Origin of the sequence: Umbribacter vaginalis (assembly GCA_001552935.1) — a bacterium.
In the GTDB taxonomy this organism is placed as follows: domain Bacteria; phylum Actinomycetota; class Coriobacteriia; order Coriobacteriales; family Eggerthellaceae; genus Berryella; species Berryella vaginalis.
In genome coordinates, this window is sequence record KQ959675.1 from 1 (window position 1) to 17,228 (window position 17,228).

Genomic DNA, 17,228 nt, shown 5'->3' on the forward strand with positions numbered 1-17,228 from the left:
ATTCCATGCGTCAAGCGCTTGTTGCAACAACAATTTCCGCGCCATCACTTCAATTAAGCGTTCACACGATTGTAGCTTTTGTGCCTGCAAGCACCGAATTTCCTGTTCTGCGATACTTTGATTATGATTAGTATGGCCACTGTTGCAACGCGCTTCAAGACGCGCTTGTAAACGCGATAGCTCCATAGCATATTTATTATATGCTTCTTTCCAGGTATCGAATATATCGCTTACAACGCGAGCGTTGTGGAGTGTTTGTGTACTGGAAGCAGCTGATTTTTCTTTAATAGGTGCATACTGTTCAAGAGAGCTATACGCACAAACAACTGCCTCGACCACATTACGGTTTTGGTTTTCAAGTGTGGCAATATCATGTATAAGCTGAGTGTCATTTGTGTTAGCGGTTACATGTTTTGTAGTAGCCTCTTGAGTATTCACGTTCTGTTTCAGGTACTTAAATACCTCTTTTGCAGCAACGTAGAGCTCTTCTGTTTGCTGGTTAATGTTCTCAAGTGTCGCATCTTGTTCTGCGCAACGCGCGTGGTATTCCTCTTGAAGCGCAGCCTTTTTTTCTTCAACAGCATGCAAATCGCGAACATAACGAACATATTCGTCCCCAAAAGCACACATATCTTCAAACGAGCCAACGGTATCTGGTATACCTGCCTTAAGAAGTGCGCTGCGGGCGTTTCCTCGTACCGAAAGATAATTATTATATGCGCTTTCATACTCCTGGTACGTTTTTTGAATGTCGGAAAAATCATTTTCATCACACGATGAATGTTCTGATGATTGCAACAAACTCACAAAAGAACTGACACTCACAGGTGGATATGGTGCGTCAGAAAAGCCTGGTAGCAGCGCAGCGGCACATTCTATGCATTGATACGCATACGCACGATCATAATACTTGGTTAATGTACGCTCGAGACGTATGTTTTGCCATGTAAACAACAATATTGCAACCACAACAGCAGTCAATAAACTTAAGACGCTCACAAAAAGTAGGGAAGTACCGCGTGTGAACACAGCAAGCAACGAAGCAAGAATTACTCCCGCAAGTAACCCAAACAATGCACTCGTTGGTGCACAGTAACGCCTATAGCAGCGGACATACTGTTCCGGACGCAATAAATGATCTTGTGATAAGTTTTCACGTGAGCGTGTTGCGGTATCATCACGTGTTGAAGACATAGAGCGGGGCAATACATTTACACGCTCACATGCACGGTGATACGCATCTTCTTTCATTTCGTATATTTTCTGTGCATGTGCTACGTGCTCTTTAAGTGCGGCCTGCAACTCTCGTAAATCCCCCGCTTGCACACGCGCTCTTACAAGACCGTAATACGGAAGTGTCTGTAAGCGTGCTTCCTCTACCCTGCAGGCATCCTGTGCACTGCGGTGTTTTGCGAGTTCTTCATCACAGTGCGTTACTATACCCATTAAACGATTAAGTTCCTCTTTGGCGCGCTCGATTTGTTTCCCCTGATCAGCTAAATGCTTTATGCGAACGAGGACACGGCGCTGCTCATCCTGTACGCGAGCTAACAGTTCATTGGCGCCATACTGAGCTTGTGACATTTCGAAACACGCTTGATACTCATGTTGGCGCTCGGCGATACGGGTATTGATGTTTGGAAATGAATAAGGCACTTCTGCAGCTTTCCTAAAGAAATTACCCTCTTCTGTGTCATACCTGTTAAGAAGCGTATTCGGATTGATATAGGTACCCGTTGATGCAGTTAGCAAAGCTGCAGCTACATCGGCAGTGTGGAGCATAGCTTGAACACTCTCTTGTGTTATAAAAAACGTTGATTCGTACAATTCTTTAGAAACGCCTTGTAAAATACTGTCAATCGCATCTTGTTCTTCTTTATTTTTGGTATGCCCTCGTGTAATAACGCGCATTCTCATAACGTGCGCGGAGTGGTTATTGTCTGGCAATACCAACGATGTTTCACGTGAAACATCTAACGAAGTCTCAAAGATAGCTGTGTTATCGGTATGTACCAGTCGTTTTGCCTCTTGTAATGATGTTAAGGGAGAGTTTGCTTGCTTTGATGGGCGCTGCTCAAACGTCAGCGTTCCTTGCTGTTTACAGCCAGGCATATTATATGAATTTACTTTGCTCGACTTTACAGGCCACCCAAATAATACACCCAGGATAAATGCGCAAAGTGTTGATTTTCCTGCCTCATTAGGAGCATAAATAATATTTAATCCTGGCTGAAGATCATCAAGCGTTGCTTTATTAAAGATACCAAAGCTCTGCATATAAATTTTCTTCAAAAAATATGGCATAAACAACTCCCGAACACTTCATCGCATACTAAACGCGTATTTTGTAAGTAACTCAAGCAATGAGTCAACCGCACACAAGCAAGAAGCAAAGCTTATAGGTCGCTCACACTCCTTATGCAGGATATAATAAGTTGCGTACTACCTGATCTTTTGCTGCGCTTATAAGCTCTTTTAGTTCTTGGTCAGTGCATGAATCAAGATAGCTTGTAAATATCGTTGCATCATCTTTATCTTCACACCATGCTTTGAGTGTTGAACGCACGTCATCGGGCGTCTCGGCAAGTGCATCTGCTTTTTGAACAAGATAATACAAAAACGTATCATGGCTCGGCGCAAGAATATCGCCTTTTTCCAAAATTGTTTTATTGACAAGCTCAAATACCAATACACCAGCCATATGACGGTTAATTTCTTCACGTAGAGCCTTACGTGTTGCCAGCGAATTAAGCTCCTTATAAAGAGGCGTTATTCCTGTTAAACAAACACGAGCTACCAGATAATCACTCCTGTGTTGCGACAAACTGCATGTGCAAGCATCTTCCACGCATTGTTGCACAGCATCTAATGTTTCACAGTGTGTTACGTCAAGCATACATTCTTCCCAACACAACGGAGAAGCAGGAACAAATGTTACGTGAGGCACATACTGAGGATAAGGCATCGTCACATCAACAAAGCCTTTGTCTCCGCACTCACCAATATCCCCTCCCTGTAAACAGCCTGGAAATGCAGCAAAAACACCGTGATCATTTGAGAAACATTCAAAAGCATGTATGTGACCAAGAGCCCAATACGACACGCCACTTGCTTGTAGTTGCGTTATTTTTAGCGGTGCATAACGCTGACTTTCTCCCTTGTTAAGAGACGTATGCACCAAAGCAATTGCAGGTATGTTTTCTTCTATACACGTTGCGCACTCGCTGCTCGTTGCGCAAGCGTTCTGTTTAATTTCTTGATACATTAATCCATTGATAATAGGTTCGATTGAATCCCATGCATTTGTTTTGTAGCTTCGACCAGCTATATAACACAGTGGCTGACCGTTGCGATAGTGTACAAAATACGACGGTTGCTTGGCTTCCATTATGTGAATAAAGGCAGATTCAGAAAAAAACGAGGGTTTCCACGACGAATATGGGTCGTGATTGCCAGCGCAAATATACGTATGAATACTTTCGTGTGAAAGGCGTTTAAGTCCGTCAAAAAACAGAGCATAACTGCTATATTCTGCCGATACCGTATCAAACACGTCTCCTGATACCAGCACAAAATCGACTTTGTTCTTGATAGCATAATCACACAACGTATCAAAAGCACTACGCGTGGCATTCACAATACGCTCGCGCCACAAGGAATCAAGTTCACATATGCCAGTAAAAGGGCGCCCAATATGTAAATCGGCAGTATGAAGAAAGCGAATTGAACTATCCACTATTCACACCCCTTTGTTTATTCGTGGTAAGCATCGTCTGAAATAAAATTACCAAAACGTGTAAACTCTGCGTTAAAGGCAAGTGTGATGTCGCGCTGCGGACCATTGCGGTGTTTTGCAACGATAAGTTCTGCGGTGCCTTTGCGAGGGCGCGATTCCTCTTCTGCCTCCAAATCGTTTGTTGAGCGATCGATAAACATAACAATATCGGCATCTTGCTCAATTGAGCCTGATTCTCGCAGGTCGGATAGTTGCGGACGTTTGTGTTGGCGCTGTTCTACTGCACGTGATAACTGAGAGAGAGCCAACACAGGCATATCCATCTCTTTAGCAAGAATTTTCAAACCACGGGAAATTTCTGCAACTTCAACAGCACGATTGCCGTCACGCCGATTACTTGACGGGTTCATCAGCTGCAAATAGTCAACGATAATAAGTCCTTGTTTGTTTATGTTGCGGAATTGACGACGTGCTTTGGCGCGCGCTTCTAAAATTGATAAGCCAGGCGTATCGTCTATGTAAAGCTTTGTCTCAGATAGTCTATTTACCGCTTCTAACAGCGCGCTCCAATCATGAGCACCCACATCTCCGCTACGAACTTTTGAAAGCGATACTTGAGCTTCTGAACACATAATACGTTGCACTAATTGAACGTCACTCATTTCTAGTGAGAAAAATATTACAGGAAAGCCAGCTTTTACAGCATTAGTTGCAATGTTAAGCGCAAACGATGTTTTACCAACGCCGGGGCGTGCTGCGAGAATAATAAGGTCTCCACCACGAAACCCATGAAATAGCTTGTCAATATCGGCAAACCCCGATGGCACGCCGACAATAGCGTTTTTCTCTTTCGACTGTTCAGTAAGCTGTTCAAATGCCTCGCTCAACAAAGTGCTGATATTTTTAAACGATGAAGATACCTTTTGTTCGGTAACATCAAGGAGTGTTTTTTCGCATACTTCTACAACTTCATTTAAATTATCAGGCGTGTTATATGCATATGCAGAAATTTTTGTACATGCCATAATGAGCTCACGCAAAATAGCGGTACGCTTAACGATATGAGCATGGTGTTGCCAATTTGTGATGGCAAATGTGTTATCAGCCAATTCAAGCAAATATTCACGACCACCTATTTTACTCAATGTTCCTTCAGCGCGCAGATGGTCAGCAAGCGAAATGGTATCAAGAGGAGTATTTGATTGGTCCATGTCAAAAATGGCTTGAAATATAATCGCATGTGATTGCGAATAAAAATATTTCGCGTGGAGAAGTGGCAAAATATCAACGCGTGCGGTTTGGTCAAGTAAACAAGCTGCCAGCACCGACTTCTCTGCTTCAATGTCTTGCGGAAGGTGGCGTGTTGAAAAGTCTGAACTGGTAAATTGTGCATCTTGGTTGATATTTGACGGTACGACCATAAACACTCCATTTCTCTTCTTTTGTAGTGTATCGCATACTGTTCCGCCGGCGCCGCAAAGCATTGAGCTTAAACAAAAAAATAGAAAAGTAAAACCCCCTTATAGCCCCATAACTGCAGTATAACCATCGGTATACTGGACAATAAGAGCAATAAGAGGGTTTGTGTCTACACAAACGCTTAAGCTGTCGTTCTGCCATCACATTAACCAATATAACAATGGCACAACGAACGCGCGATAATGTTACTGAACAGCGGACTCCTCAGCCTGAGTTGTTGTATCTTGTGTCTCGGCTGTATGTTCAGCGTTAGCATCTGCTGTAGTATCATCTGTTTTTTCTGGTGCGGCAGCGTCAACAACATGAACCTGCACGGTTGCAGAAATACCACGATAGAGTGATACATGAACTTCATGCGCTCCTGCGGTTTTAATTGCCTTACGGATTTCAATGCGGCGACGATCAATGTCAAGATCTTTTGTATCTTTAATCGCTTGTGCAATCATCGTTGATGTAATAGAGCCGAATAACTGACCCTCTTCACCAATTTTAGCGGCAATTTCCACTTTTGCATCTTCAAGAGCTGCTTTGGTAGCATTCGCCTGCGCAAGACGCTCTTCTTCGCGCTTAGCAATGTTCTTGCGGCGATTTTCTAACTGCTTTAAGTTACCTGGAGTTGCTAATACAGCAAATCCCTGCGTAAGCAAGTAGTTGTTTGCAAACCCACGGGCAACATCAATAATGTCGCCCTCGCCGCCTTTACCAGGAAGTTCTTTGAGTAAAATAACTTTCATCTTCTACCCCTTCCTAGCGATTACGACGATCGCCGCGGCCGCTTATAGCGGGTACAGCATACGGCATAAGCGCCATTTCACGTGCTCGTTTCACAGCACATGCAATATCGCGCTGATGTTGTGTACATGCGCCTGTTACGCGACGAGGTTTAATTTTTCCACGATCGGTTACATACTTGCGCAAAAGCTGCGTATCTTTATAGTCGATGTACTCTGTTTTGTCTTTGCAAAACTGACAGTACTTACGACGGGGCTGTCTTGTAAACTCAGCCATCGGTGTACCTCTTTTCAATACTAAAACGGCAAATCGGCGTTATATGAAGAGGGGTCAACAGCAGGGGGTGCAGCAGGTGTAGAAGGTGCGTTATATGGTTGGCTATATGAACCAGCATCAGCTGACGCGTGATCGTTGGCGGCAAAATTTTGGCCACCCCGCGTGCTCATAAGCTCAATTTCATCAACAATAACTTCCAACTTGCTACGGCGTTGACCGTCACGTTCCCATTGACTCCAGCGTAATTTCCCTTCGAGGGAAATTTTTGATCCTTTATCAAGGCAGTGACTTAATCCTTCAGCACGGGGGCCGAATACCGTACAGTCAATAAAATTCGGGAAATCTTCCCATTCTCCTGTTTGAGGATTTTTGCGTCTGTCATTTACCGCTATCCCAAACCCCAAAACACTCGACCCATTGGCTGTTGATCTCAGTTCTGGTGTACGGGTTAAATTACCAGACAAAATAACTCGGTTGATGCTCATTTTCTACCTCTTCCACGATGCGGTATTGCATAGCGAGATCACGTTGTATTAATCTCGATCGCTGCGAGCAACAATCATATGACGCTCAACGAAATCGTTGATACGCAGCACACGATCAAGCTCAGCAATATTTTGTGGGTCGGTGTGAAAATCGATGAGAGTATAAGATCCCTCATTCAGACCATTGATTTCATAGGCAAGTTTACGTTTGCCCCATTCATCAACATTATCGATAACGCCGTTGCTTTCTGCAATGGTTGTTTCGATACGTTTCATGGTTGCAATACGATTTTCTTCATCGATCGTAGGTGCAACAAAAAACAATAATTCATAAGCTTTCATCAGCTCACCTCCTCTGGACAATCGGCCTCGGGCGGTGATCGTTAACACCGAGGCAGGAAACATCAGAGAAGTTTACCAGATTTCCCTACCGATACTTCGTGTAGGTACATCTGTTGCCCAGTCTTCATACTATCTGCATGCATTCAGCAGTAGTGGTAAGCATATCGATCACGCCGACCTTACCTATATTATTGCAGAAGAATGTTGTAAAAATACGGCAAAAATGATGAATAAATATCAATTTTTATGTTTTAAAAAGGTGTGGCGGTTATTCGATTTTTTCCTCTTTGTCACACATTATCTGCGCTCATTAGTTCATGACAGGAACATGTATCAGAAAGACCATCTCTCTTGTGCAACAAACCAGCACTTTCATTGGTGGCCTTATATCCTGCGTTCAATCCATGTTGGTCCTTTGTCGAATACACGTTTATCCCTCATTTTTAACCAATAAGCTGATTTTTTTGCATATCTTTTATGCTTGGAGTATTCTTTGCTATCAGGGTGCGGCACCTTAAGGTAGTACTTTACGAGCTCAAAACTACATATTCAAAGGTAATACTGTGAACATAAGGAGTCTCTATGTACTTAAAAAAGAGTCGCCGCACCAATGGGAAAACACAACTTTCAGTTATGCAGGATTGTTGGGATAACAAAGCCCGCCGTGTTCGCCACTACACTATTGAAACACTTGGAAACTTAGAAGATCTCATCAAAACACACCCCGATGTTGATACGTGGGCAGATTCACAAGTAAAGCGTTGTGAAGAAGAGTTTAAGTTCCCTTTATATAAGGTTGATATCTGTATTCATCCAGCTCAACGCATTGATAGAAATACTAGTAATCAGAAAAACATTGGAAGTATAATTCCTTTGTCGGTATATGCAGCGTTGGGTATTGACACAAACATCAAAAACTTTACTCATAAGCATAAAATTCCTCTCAACGTAAGCGCCGTCTTAAAATTGCTTGTTATTGATCGCGTATGCAATCACTATTCCTTATGCCCAATATGGGAAAACAAAGAACTCTATTTCATTCAAAGTATGTTTCAAGAACAAGATATATCTCACGCACTCGATACATTGGTAGAAACAAAGGAACATCTCTGTATGCATATCAATCGCGTAATGCAAGAATGTAAGTGGTTTGATTTTGCAAGTATTTACTTTAATATTATTAATTTTTATTATGAGACACCTCTCAATTCGTATGATATTGATGGCATAACTAATAACAAAGCTACAAAGTGCCAATGTGTAAAAATGGCGCTGTTGTCGGATGCACACGGGTTACCCTTTGTTTATCGGCGCTTTTCTGGTGATACACATAATGAAAGCGATCTGCAGAGTGCTCTTAATGAAATGTTGGCAAGCGAAGAAGTGTCAAAATTGTATCTTTTCCCACATTCCCAAAGCGAGATCTCAATTCGTTGGCTTATGAGGGAAACGCATCAACATATAGATTGTTTAACACCTGCATACAAAGAAGAGAACTGGTCTGACGCTCATGTTGAAGCGTATTTTTTAGCAAGTTATATTGATCGTATTATTGTTAAAACATTGTCATTAATTAGTACGCTCCCTTGTTCTTGCATTATTCATGAACTTACCACGATGACAAGTGTTTGCGTCGAAAATAAATGGTGGATTTTATCGCATAGAACTGCCGATTCAGACACGTTATTAGAATCTGTTGGTTTTGCGGATTTAAAACATAAATACTTGTCAACAGCGCATATAAAACACCTCTGCCAACAAGCAAGCAAAATGAAATTTTTCAACCCAAATACGCCAACAGATTAGGCAACAACATACAAAAATGCTCTTCTTAGCGTAACAAACACCGGCATAACAACGAGCGGCTACCTATGAGAGTGCAGTATTCATAGGTAGCTGTATTACACGTGCCACCTTGTTACAAGAAAATACGCATGTGTGAATACCAACCATTCTCCTTTCAACTTTTAACATGCTATATTGTGGAAAATGTTGAAAACTTTATGCACGATGTAAGAAACGGGTAACAGAAACCTATTTAAAACGTTTGTCAAGCAGTAAACCAAAGAATTATTAAATCATAGTGTGAACTTGTTGAATAATAAGTTAATACTATTTATCTGGTATTTTATTGTAAAAATAATAAAAGCGAATAATATGTTTTCCTGTTTTTCCTTATCATTAAGATGAAATACGATACAAGAGAAAAATCATCAAGATTATAATCAAAGCGCGTTATATACCATAAAATTATCAACGTGCAAGGAGAAATTTGGAAAATTTTGAACTTTTCCGATATTAGCTTTCAACGTTTTTCACAATTTGTTTATAAATTATGGAAAACTCATAAAAACACCAGTTGAATATAAGAAAAATAAGGAAAATAGCTGAAATCTATTGAGAAAATACCCTTATTCTTGCTTTTAAGAAGAATTTTCGAGAAAAAGTTGGAATATCTGCATGAAAAAAGCTGAACAAGGTACAATACGTGTGTTGAAAACTTTTACAAGTATGAAAGTGACGAGGTATGAACAACGAGCTTACTCCCCACACTCAAACGAATACTACGCTGCACAGTTATGCTCCCTCCTCAGCACCATACGTATCGTCACATGCAGTTTCAGACGCTAGTACTCAGTTCTCTCACACACACGAAAACGCTACTACCCTTCCATCTTCATCAGAATCATTGCGCGATCCATACGATTATGTTTCACGCATATCTACCATTGCGGTGTATGACAATTTGCGCTCTGCCCCTCGCACTATCCAAATTCAACCAGCGCAAACACAAGATTATATTGCTGCCTTAGCGTCACAAACATATCTTTCAGCCAAAGAACTCGGAGGTAGTATTCCGTTTACCGTAATTCAGGAAGTTTCAGAAAATTTCATTCATGCTCAATTTAGTGAAGTTGTTATTTCTATTCTCGATAAAGGCAATACTATTCGATTCGCCGATCAAGGACCAGGTATTAGTGATGTTGCAAAAGCGCAGCTTCCTGGTTTTTCATCTGCTACATCATCAATGAAGCGGTTTATACGCGGAGTGGGTTCTGGATTACCTATCGTAAAAGAGTATTTTGAAAGTGAACATGGCAGTGTCGTTATTGAAAGTAATATTAACGCAGGTGCGGTAGTTACTATTAGTTTAACAAGTGAAGAAAATCAAGACGAAACAGCATTACGACGAGCTTTAAATATTACAAACACACCGCAAAATAGTGCTCCCACACTCCAAATACCTATACTAACTGAGCGTGAAATCACCTTTTTACATGTGTTTTTAGTAGAAGGAGCGCTGGGTATTACTGAAATGGCACAATATACCGATGCCGCACCTTCGACAGTACACGCAACATTTCAAAAGCTCCTCGATTTAAATTTAATCGAACAGCCTAAAGGCACAAAAAAGCGTGTTTTAACCGCTTATGGAACTCAAGTTGCTCATCATTTTGACGCAGCAAAGGAATAATAATGGATGATTTTCAACTACATGAACAGTGGATACAGCTTTGCAGCACCCTTCGTGCGCAACACTATATCAGTGATGGGCAATTCGATGCGTTTTTTACACAACTTGAACCAAAACTTATATCAGCAGAAGAAGTAATACTATCAACCAGCAACGCATTTGTTAAAAGCTGGATTGAGTGCAATTTTGTTGGTTATATCGCAAGCACCTTGCAAAAGATGTACCAATGCAACCCAACAATATCAATACGCTTGGTAGAAATTCAAAATGCTGCAACCAATACCACAGTTCGCAACGATAATTTAGGAGTGCATCCACAAGAAGTAACCGGCACGCATGAAACGACTGAGGTTTGTAAAACATCTGGCGAACATGGCGACACGAAAAAACCAGCGGGTTCGCAATTGACGGATAACACATCCACAGTACAAACTGTTTCGCCTGAAAAAAAAGACACTATGCAAACCAACCATATTCTCTCTATGGATAGTGAAATTAAAACCGTTAGCACTTCATCATACGACTCAGCTTCTACGCCAGTTCCAAGTGAGCATACGGGTATTGAAAGTGCATATACCTTTGAAAATTTTGTAATCGGTGACTCTAATAGAATGGCGTATTCCATGTCTATTGAAGTTGCAGGTAATCCTGGTAATCGATCATTAAACCCGCTTTTTATCTACGGAAAATCAGGTCTTGGGAAAACACATCTCGTACGCGCAATAGAAGATTACATTCGCGTAAATTTACCGCATTACACCAGGCTTTATAAAGATGCGTCATCGTTTTTAAATGAATTTATTGAAGCAAGTATGGCACATGACAAATCGAAACATACATTTCGCGACTTTCAAAACGCATATGAAAATGTTGACGTATTACTTATTGACGATGTGCAACTATTACAAGGTAAAAAGCAAACGCTTGAGATTTTGTTCCAAATCATCAACACGCGCATCGAAAAAGGCATGCAAATCATTCTTTCTGCTGATCGTGCTCCAAAAAATATTGATATTGATGAGCGCTACTACTCTCGCTTTAATTCTGGAGGAACTGTTGATATTCAACCACCTGAGATTGAAACGAAGCTTAGTATTATTAGAAACTTTATTCGTGAATACAATCGCATAGCCGTACCACATACCATTGTGGTACCCGAAGAGATAGAAATGTATATAGCAGAGAATTCTGGCTCCAATATTCGCGAATTAAAATCTGCCATCACGAAAGTTATTTCTCAGATTAAAATTTTCGGCGATGATGCACTTACGCTCACAACAGTTCGTAAACTACTAGAAAATCATTTTTCTGGTGGGGCAATGCGTCAGCTTACCGTTAAAGCTATTCAAGAAGTGGTTGAAGATTACTATAAAGTGAAGCATGACGATCTTATCGGAGCAAAACGATCACGTGATATATCATATCCACGTCAAATTGCTATCTATTTATGTCGCGAAATGCTTGATATACCGTTTGCTCTTGTGGGAGAGTCGTTTGGTGGTCGTGACCACGCTACTATCATTTATGCCGTAAAAAGTATAGAAGATCGCCTTGAAAAAAGTAGAGAAGTCCAAGAAGAGATAGAGTTGATACAAAAACTTATACGAGAAAAGTAAAGTTCACTGCGTAAAAGTATATCGACACAGTATGAATGCTTAGTTGCTTAAACGAAGTAAGTAAGCATTATATTTATGGAGATATCGCGAATACAGCAATGAAAAAAGTTCGTTAAAAGACGGTGCAAACTTAGCCACTCCATGTGGAAAAGAATTATACGTGTAAAGTTTTCAAAAATATTCCTATATGTTTCAACATATCTTTAAAACAATAACTCAGAGAGCTAACAGTACTTTCTTCGTCTTTCCACAATTCAACCAAGCTTATTATGTATTATTATTTCTTTTTATAGACAAAAATATAATATAAAAATAAGGTATTTACGAGTAAAAAGAAGCTGTTTGATTTTTCGGAGATAAGCTCTATTCTGTTAGCTAACTCAACACGTGTACTCAAGGAGGGTGCTATGAAATTTAGCGTTGATAAAAATACTTTAACCCAGGCACTCTCAGCAGTTATGCTTGCTGTAGGAAGTGACTCTACACAACCAACCCTTGCCTGCGTTCATCTTACAGCACTTCAGGATTCCCTTAAACTTGAAGCAACCAATCTAACGATTTCAATCAAAACAAGCGTCAATGCTCTTGTTGAAGAGGGTGGTGATGTAGCAATTCCAGGTCGTGTATTTGCTGCCTTTATTCGTAATTTACCTGAAAATGTTGCTCAATTTGAACTTGTTGATAATCACGTTGTTGTGCATTGTGGTTCAACTTCTTTTTCGCTTATTTGTCTTAGCCAAAACGATTTACCACAATTTCCTTATTTTGAAAATGGTGTATCGATACAATTACCTCTTTCGGTACTGCAGCAATTAGGCAAACATGTATTAAGTTTAGGATTAAAAAGAAGCGAAGCTTCATATGGCAGTTCAGTAGCTCTTCATATAAAAGATAACATGTTTACCATACAATCAATGGATAATTATCGCGTAATGGTTTGCTCGTATACAACTGAAAACAGTGTTCCTGAACAGCAATTTTCACTTCCTGTTGAGCTTTTACAAACCATCACGGCACTTCCCGCAAATAACCTACCAATTACACTTTCTGTTTTTGAGAGCAATGTTACATTTACATGCGGGGATACAGTTATTGTTGGTCAAAAACTTGATATTTTACCGGTAGATATTAGTCCTTTTACTGCTGCTGAAGTATCTACTACGGTAAGAGTTAATCGTGATGAATTACTCAATGCGCTTAAGCGCACGTCACTTCTTAAAAAAGAAACAACACCTATTGTTTTTGAATTTAATACAACCGATCAAAGTATTACGCTTACAGCATCAGATGAACAAGGAAAGATTACCGAATGTATTAAAGCGTCCATTGATGGGAATTCGCTTACTATTGGTTTTAATAACACGTTCCTTTTACCTGGTATTTCATCATGTCCTGGTAATGAAATTGTATTCCAATTATCACAGGATACTAAGCCAGGCATTTTGCGTGATAGTGAAAGTGATACGTATATCTTTATCGCGATGCCTGTTCGTATTCGTTAATATGGCATATAAGATATGGTAGGCATGGACCAAACACCCGACACCAAACTTTCATCACTTACTCTGCGTGAGTTTAGGAACTATACAAGTAAAACGTTTGAATTTTCTACTAATACATCAGTGCTTACTGGTAAAAATGGTGCTGGGAAAACAAACGTACTTGAAGCTATATATCTTTTGTCTGCGCTTAGTTCGTTTCGCCACCCCAAATTAAGTGAATTGGTGCGTTTTCAACAACAACAAGCATATATTGAAGCGTGTTTTGAGCTTGGCGAACGCCATCTAACAATAGCTCTCAATGCAGATTCAGAGAGTAAAAAGTACACACTAAACACGAAGAAAAAGTCTGTTGCTCACTTAAAAGGGTTGGTGCCAGCAGTTGTTTTTTCACCAAGCGATTTAGCTCTTGTACAAAATGCGTCAAAACTAAAAAGAGATACACTTGATGTTCTTGGCGGGCAATTATCACACTCTTATTACCAGGTAAAACGCGACTTTGAAAAAATCCTTACTTATAAAAAAAGCCTTCTTAAACAGGGATGTACGCAAAGCTACTTGCAAGCTACAAACGAAACATTTGGTTTATGTTCAGCACACTTGAGTTATCAACGCTACCGGTTGTTTCAATCATTACTCCCCTATATAGCGAAGTTTTATAATAGTTTTAGTTCAGGTGAGGAAATATGTAGTGCTTGTTATGCGTATTCATGGCAACCCGACTCGTTAGCCTCACCTATGAGTATAGGTGTAGACAACTCTCCTTGTTCTTCTTTTGAACCCACTATAGATAACCTTTTAAAAGTAACCTATCAACAACTTGAAACACACACTCATACGGAATGTTTGTCAGGCCGTAGTGTAATTGGTGCGCATCATGACACTATTATGCTTTTTATTGATAATATACCTGTTCAGCAATTTGCAAGCCAAGGCCAAGCACGCTCGCTAGCTTTGTCATGGAAGTTAGCAGAACTTGAACTTATTGAAGCTGTTAAACATGTTAAGCCGCTATTATTACTTGACGATGTTATGAGTGAACTTGACAGCAGTAGGGTAGAGTTTTTGTGTACGTATTTAAATAAACCATATCAAAGCTTTATTACCACAACGTCGGTTAATGATTTTGATTTTTCACAACTCAGTAACTGCCAAGAAATTCATATAGAAAAATAGTGTATACGTCGTATATGGTGGTGCTGAATAATATTCACGCTTTGCAGGTGATACGATATAATTACAGGAGTGTGGACAGTGCAGCGTTACAAAAATAAACGTAAAGGAAAAGACGATGCAGCAAATAAAAGAGGTATTTAATCGTCAACTTTCCATATTAGTAAACCAAAGTAAATCAGCAGCTTATTTTCAATACGTTGCGCGCGTTCAGTGCTGTTATAAAGATGTGATTCAGCACATCTTTAAGCAATCAAGTACACTTATTCTTGATCATACCAATAATGTGATTGTTAAAAAAGAACATGGAGCAATAATAGGTACAATTTTTGTTGATGAAAGTATCTATGCTGCTGAGTTAAATGCACATCGTGAGATTATAGCATTATTGTTTTCAGAGTTAGGAAATCTCACATTAGACCAGGTAAGAATAAGCGTTTCACGTGGAACATACAAAAACAAGCATCCATTTACTGAAACATCACAAACAACCAGCACAACCAAACGTTCTGCTGACTTTTACAATAGAGAAAAAGATATGTTAACAACCGAGGAATATAATACGTGTTTGGTTCAGATTTCGAAAATAGATGATAAACGGCTTCAAATAGCTCTTAAAGACGCTATCTTACAGTGGATTCGATAAAAATATCAAATAAATATCAAATAGTTCCTTATTATCGAAAATAAAGCATTTTGAAAGCAAAAAAATACCTGCTACCGTGTATAATAATCTTACACAATATAAGGCTATTTCGCGAGATGCATAAGTTCATTTTCTTTATTCAGTTAGGGGTGAAATCGTGGCAGATTCAGCAAATAATTATGACTCTTCCGCTATTCAAGTACTTGAAGGGTTAGAAGCTGTTCGTAAGCGACCAGGTATGTATATTGGCTCTACAGGGCCGCGTGGTTTACATCATTTAGTATACGAAGTGGTTGACAACTCGGTTGACGAGGCGCTCGCTGGATATTGTGACCATATCCAGGTTATTATTCACCCTGATAATTCGGTTACTGTTATTGATAATGGGCGTGGTATTCCTGTTGATATACATCCCAAAGAGCAAATTCCAACTGTTGAAGTTGTTCTTACTATCTTGCATGCTGGTGGTAAATTTGGTGGATCTGGCTATAAAGTATCCGGTGGCTTGCACGGAGTAGGTATTTCAGTTGTTAACGCACTTTCAAAACGCGTTGAAGTAGAAGTGTCGCGTAATGGTAAATGTTACGCAATAGCGTTTGAAGGTGGCAAAACAGTTGAAAAGCTGCATGAAATAGGAACATCGGAGCACACGGGTACAAAAGTGACCTTCTGGCCTGACCCCACAATTTTTACCGAAACATGTGTGTATGATTATCAAACACTTCAAGAACGCTTTCGTGAAATGGCATTTCTAACAAAAGGCCTGCATATCGAAATGATTGACGAGCGCGTACTAATTGAAGATGCAGCAAGTGGACAAAGATACGCAAAAACAGAATCTTTTCATTTTGAACAGGGACTTATTGATTTTGTTACCTATATTAATGAAGGAAAAGAAACCCTTAATAAACCACTCTATTTTAGCGATAGTAATGATGATGGTTCGGTTGAAGTTGCGATGCAGTGGTCGAAATCGTATTCCAATAATTCGGTAATGGCGTTTGCCAATAATATTAATACCGCAGAAGGCGGTACGCATCTTGAGGGATTTAAGCAAGGTCTTACCCGCACTATTAACGATTACGCCCGCGCAAAAGGCCTGTTGAAAGATAAAGATCCTAATTTAACAGGTGATGATACACGTGAAGGTTTAGCGGCTGTCATCTCTGTGAAACTGCATGACCCGCAGTTTGAAGGCCAAACAAAAACAAAACTGGGTAATACGGAAATTCGTTCACTTGTACAAACGGCGATTGTACAAAAATTAGCAGAATTTCTTGAAGAAAACCCCGCTCCTGCCAAAGCTATTATCGATAAAGCAATGCAGGCGTTGAAGGCACGTGAAGCAGCGCGTCGTGCACGTGAATTAACGCGCCGCAAAAATGTGCTTGATTCTTTTGCTCTACCAGGGAAATTAGCAGATTGTTCAAGTAAAGATCCTTCACTTTCTGAAATATTTATCGTTGAGGGCGACTCGGCAGGCGGCTCTGCTAAACAGGCGCGTGATCGCCAACATCAGGCAATTTTACCGTTGCGCGGCAAAATTCTTAATGTTGAGCGTGCAGGTTACTCGCGCTCGCTTGCGTCAGAAACAATCAGTTCACTTATTACTGCAATAGGAACTAATATCGGAGAAGACTTTGACGCGGACAAAGCGCGTTATCATCGCATTGTAATCATGACCGATGCTGATGTTGACGGCGCACACATCCGTTGTTTGCTTTTGACATTTTTCTATCGTCATATGCCGGAACTTATTAGCCGCGGTT

The 17,228-nt window shown here is 40.2% G+C and carries 14 protein-coding genes; 7 read left to right on the forward strand and 7 right to left on the reverse strand.

Annotated elements, in window-relative coordinates; all coding sequences use genetic code 11:
* The 7 genes from HMPREF3190_RS00795 to rpsF form a co-directional block, all read right to left on the reverse strand.
* Positions 1-2,304, reverse strand: a 2,304-nt coding sequence (locus HMPREF3190_RS00795; RefSeq protein ID WP_082715040.1) for an AAA family ATPase, incomplete at its 3' end; no start/stop codon positions are given.
* Positions 2,305-2,416: 112 nt separating this feature from the next.
* The gene (locus tag HMPREF3190_RS00800) at positions 2,417-3,736 is read right to left on the reverse strand and encodes a metallophosphoesterase family protein (protein ID WP_066779320.1); all 1,320 of its coding nucleotides are present in this window, start codon (positions 3,734-3,736) and stop codon (positions 2,417-2,419) included.
* A gap of 17 nt (positions 3,737-3,753) precedes the next feature.
* A complete protein-coding gene (dnaB, locus tag HMPREF3190_RS00805) occupies positions 3,754-5,157 on the reverse strand; it encodes a replicative DNA helicase (protein WP_066779323.1) in 1,404 nt (467 codons plus the stop codon).
* A gap of 243 nt (positions 5,158-5,400) precedes the next feature.
* Complete coding sequence (rplI, locus tag HMPREF3190_RS00810; RefSeq protein WP_066779327.1) at positions 5,401-5,949, reverse strand: 50S ribosomal protein L9; 549 nt, start codon at positions 5,947-5,949, stop codon at positions 5,401-5,403.
* Between the two features lie 13 nt (positions 5,950-5,962).
* On the reverse strand, positions 5,963-6,223 hold the full coding sequence (gene rpsR, locus HMPREF3190_RS00815) for a 30S ribosomal protein S18 (protein WP_066779330.1): 261 nt from the start codon (positions 6,221-6,223) through the stop codon (positions 5,963-5,965).
* Between the two features lie 20 nt (positions 6,224-6,243).
* Positions 6,244-6,708, reverse strand: a complete 465-nt coding sequence (locus HMPREF3190_RS00820; protein WP_066779333.1) for a single-stranded DNA-binding protein — start codon at positions 6,706-6,708, stop codon at positions 6,244-6,246.
* A gap of 48 nt (positions 6,709-6,756) precedes the next feature.
* Complete coding sequence (gene rpsF / locus HMPREF3190_RS00825) at positions 6,757-7,050, reverse strand: 30S ribosomal protein S6 (protein ID WP_066779342.1); 294 nt, start codon at positions 7,048-7,050, stop codon at positions 6,757-6,759.
* Between the two features lie 582 nt (positions 7,051-7,632).
* On the opposite strand from rpsF, the gene HMPREF3190_RS00830 reads away from it, so the two are divergent.
* From HMPREF3190_RS00830 to HMPREF3190_RS00860, 7 genes are all read left to right on the forward strand, one after another.
* Complete coding sequence (locus tag HMPREF3190_RS00830; protein WP_066779345.1) at positions 7,633-8,856, forward strand: hypothetical protein; 1,224 nt, start codon at positions 7,633-7,635, stop codon at positions 8,854-8,856.
* A 721-nt stretch (positions 8,857-9,577) separates the two neighbouring features.
* Positions 9,578-10,525, forward strand: a complete 948-nt coding sequence (locus HMPREF3190_RS00835) for an ATP-binding protein (RefSeq protein WP_082715042.1) — start codon at positions 9,578-9,580, stop codon at positions 10,523-10,525.
* Between the two features lie 2 nt (positions 10,526-10,527).
* Entirely contained in the window at positions 10,528-12,141 is a 1,614-nt protein-coding gene (gene dnaA / locus HMPREF3190_RS00840; RefSeq protein ID WP_066779347.1) for a chromosomal replication initiator protein DnaA, read from the forward strand.
* 407 nt (positions 12,142-12,548) lie between these two features.
* On the forward strand, positions 12,549-13,643 hold the full coding sequence (gene dnaN / locus HMPREF3190_RS00845) for a DNA polymerase III subunit beta (RefSeq protein ID WP_066779348.1): 1,095 nt from the start codon (positions 12,549-12,551) through the stop codon (positions 13,641-13,643).
* 24 nt (positions 13,644-13,667) lie between these two features.
* Positions 13,668-14,816: a DNA replication/repair protein RecF gene (gene recF, locus HMPREF3190_RS00850; protein WP_449675923.1), complete on the forward strand. Its 1,149-nt coding sequence runs from the start codon at positions 13,668-13,670 to the stop codon at positions 14,814-14,816.
* A gap of 115 nt (positions 14,817-14,931) precedes the next feature.
* Positions 14,932-15,459, forward strand: a complete 528-nt coding sequence (locus tag HMPREF3190_RS00855) for a hypothetical protein (protein WP_066779354.1) — start codon at positions 14,932-14,934, stop codon at positions 15,457-15,459.
* A gap of 157 nt (positions 15,460-15,616) precedes the next feature.
* Positions 15,617-17,228: DNA gyrase subunit B (locus HMPREF3190_RS00860; RefSeq protein ID WP_066779357.1), on the forward strand; the 1,612-nt coding region annotated here is incomplete at its 3' end.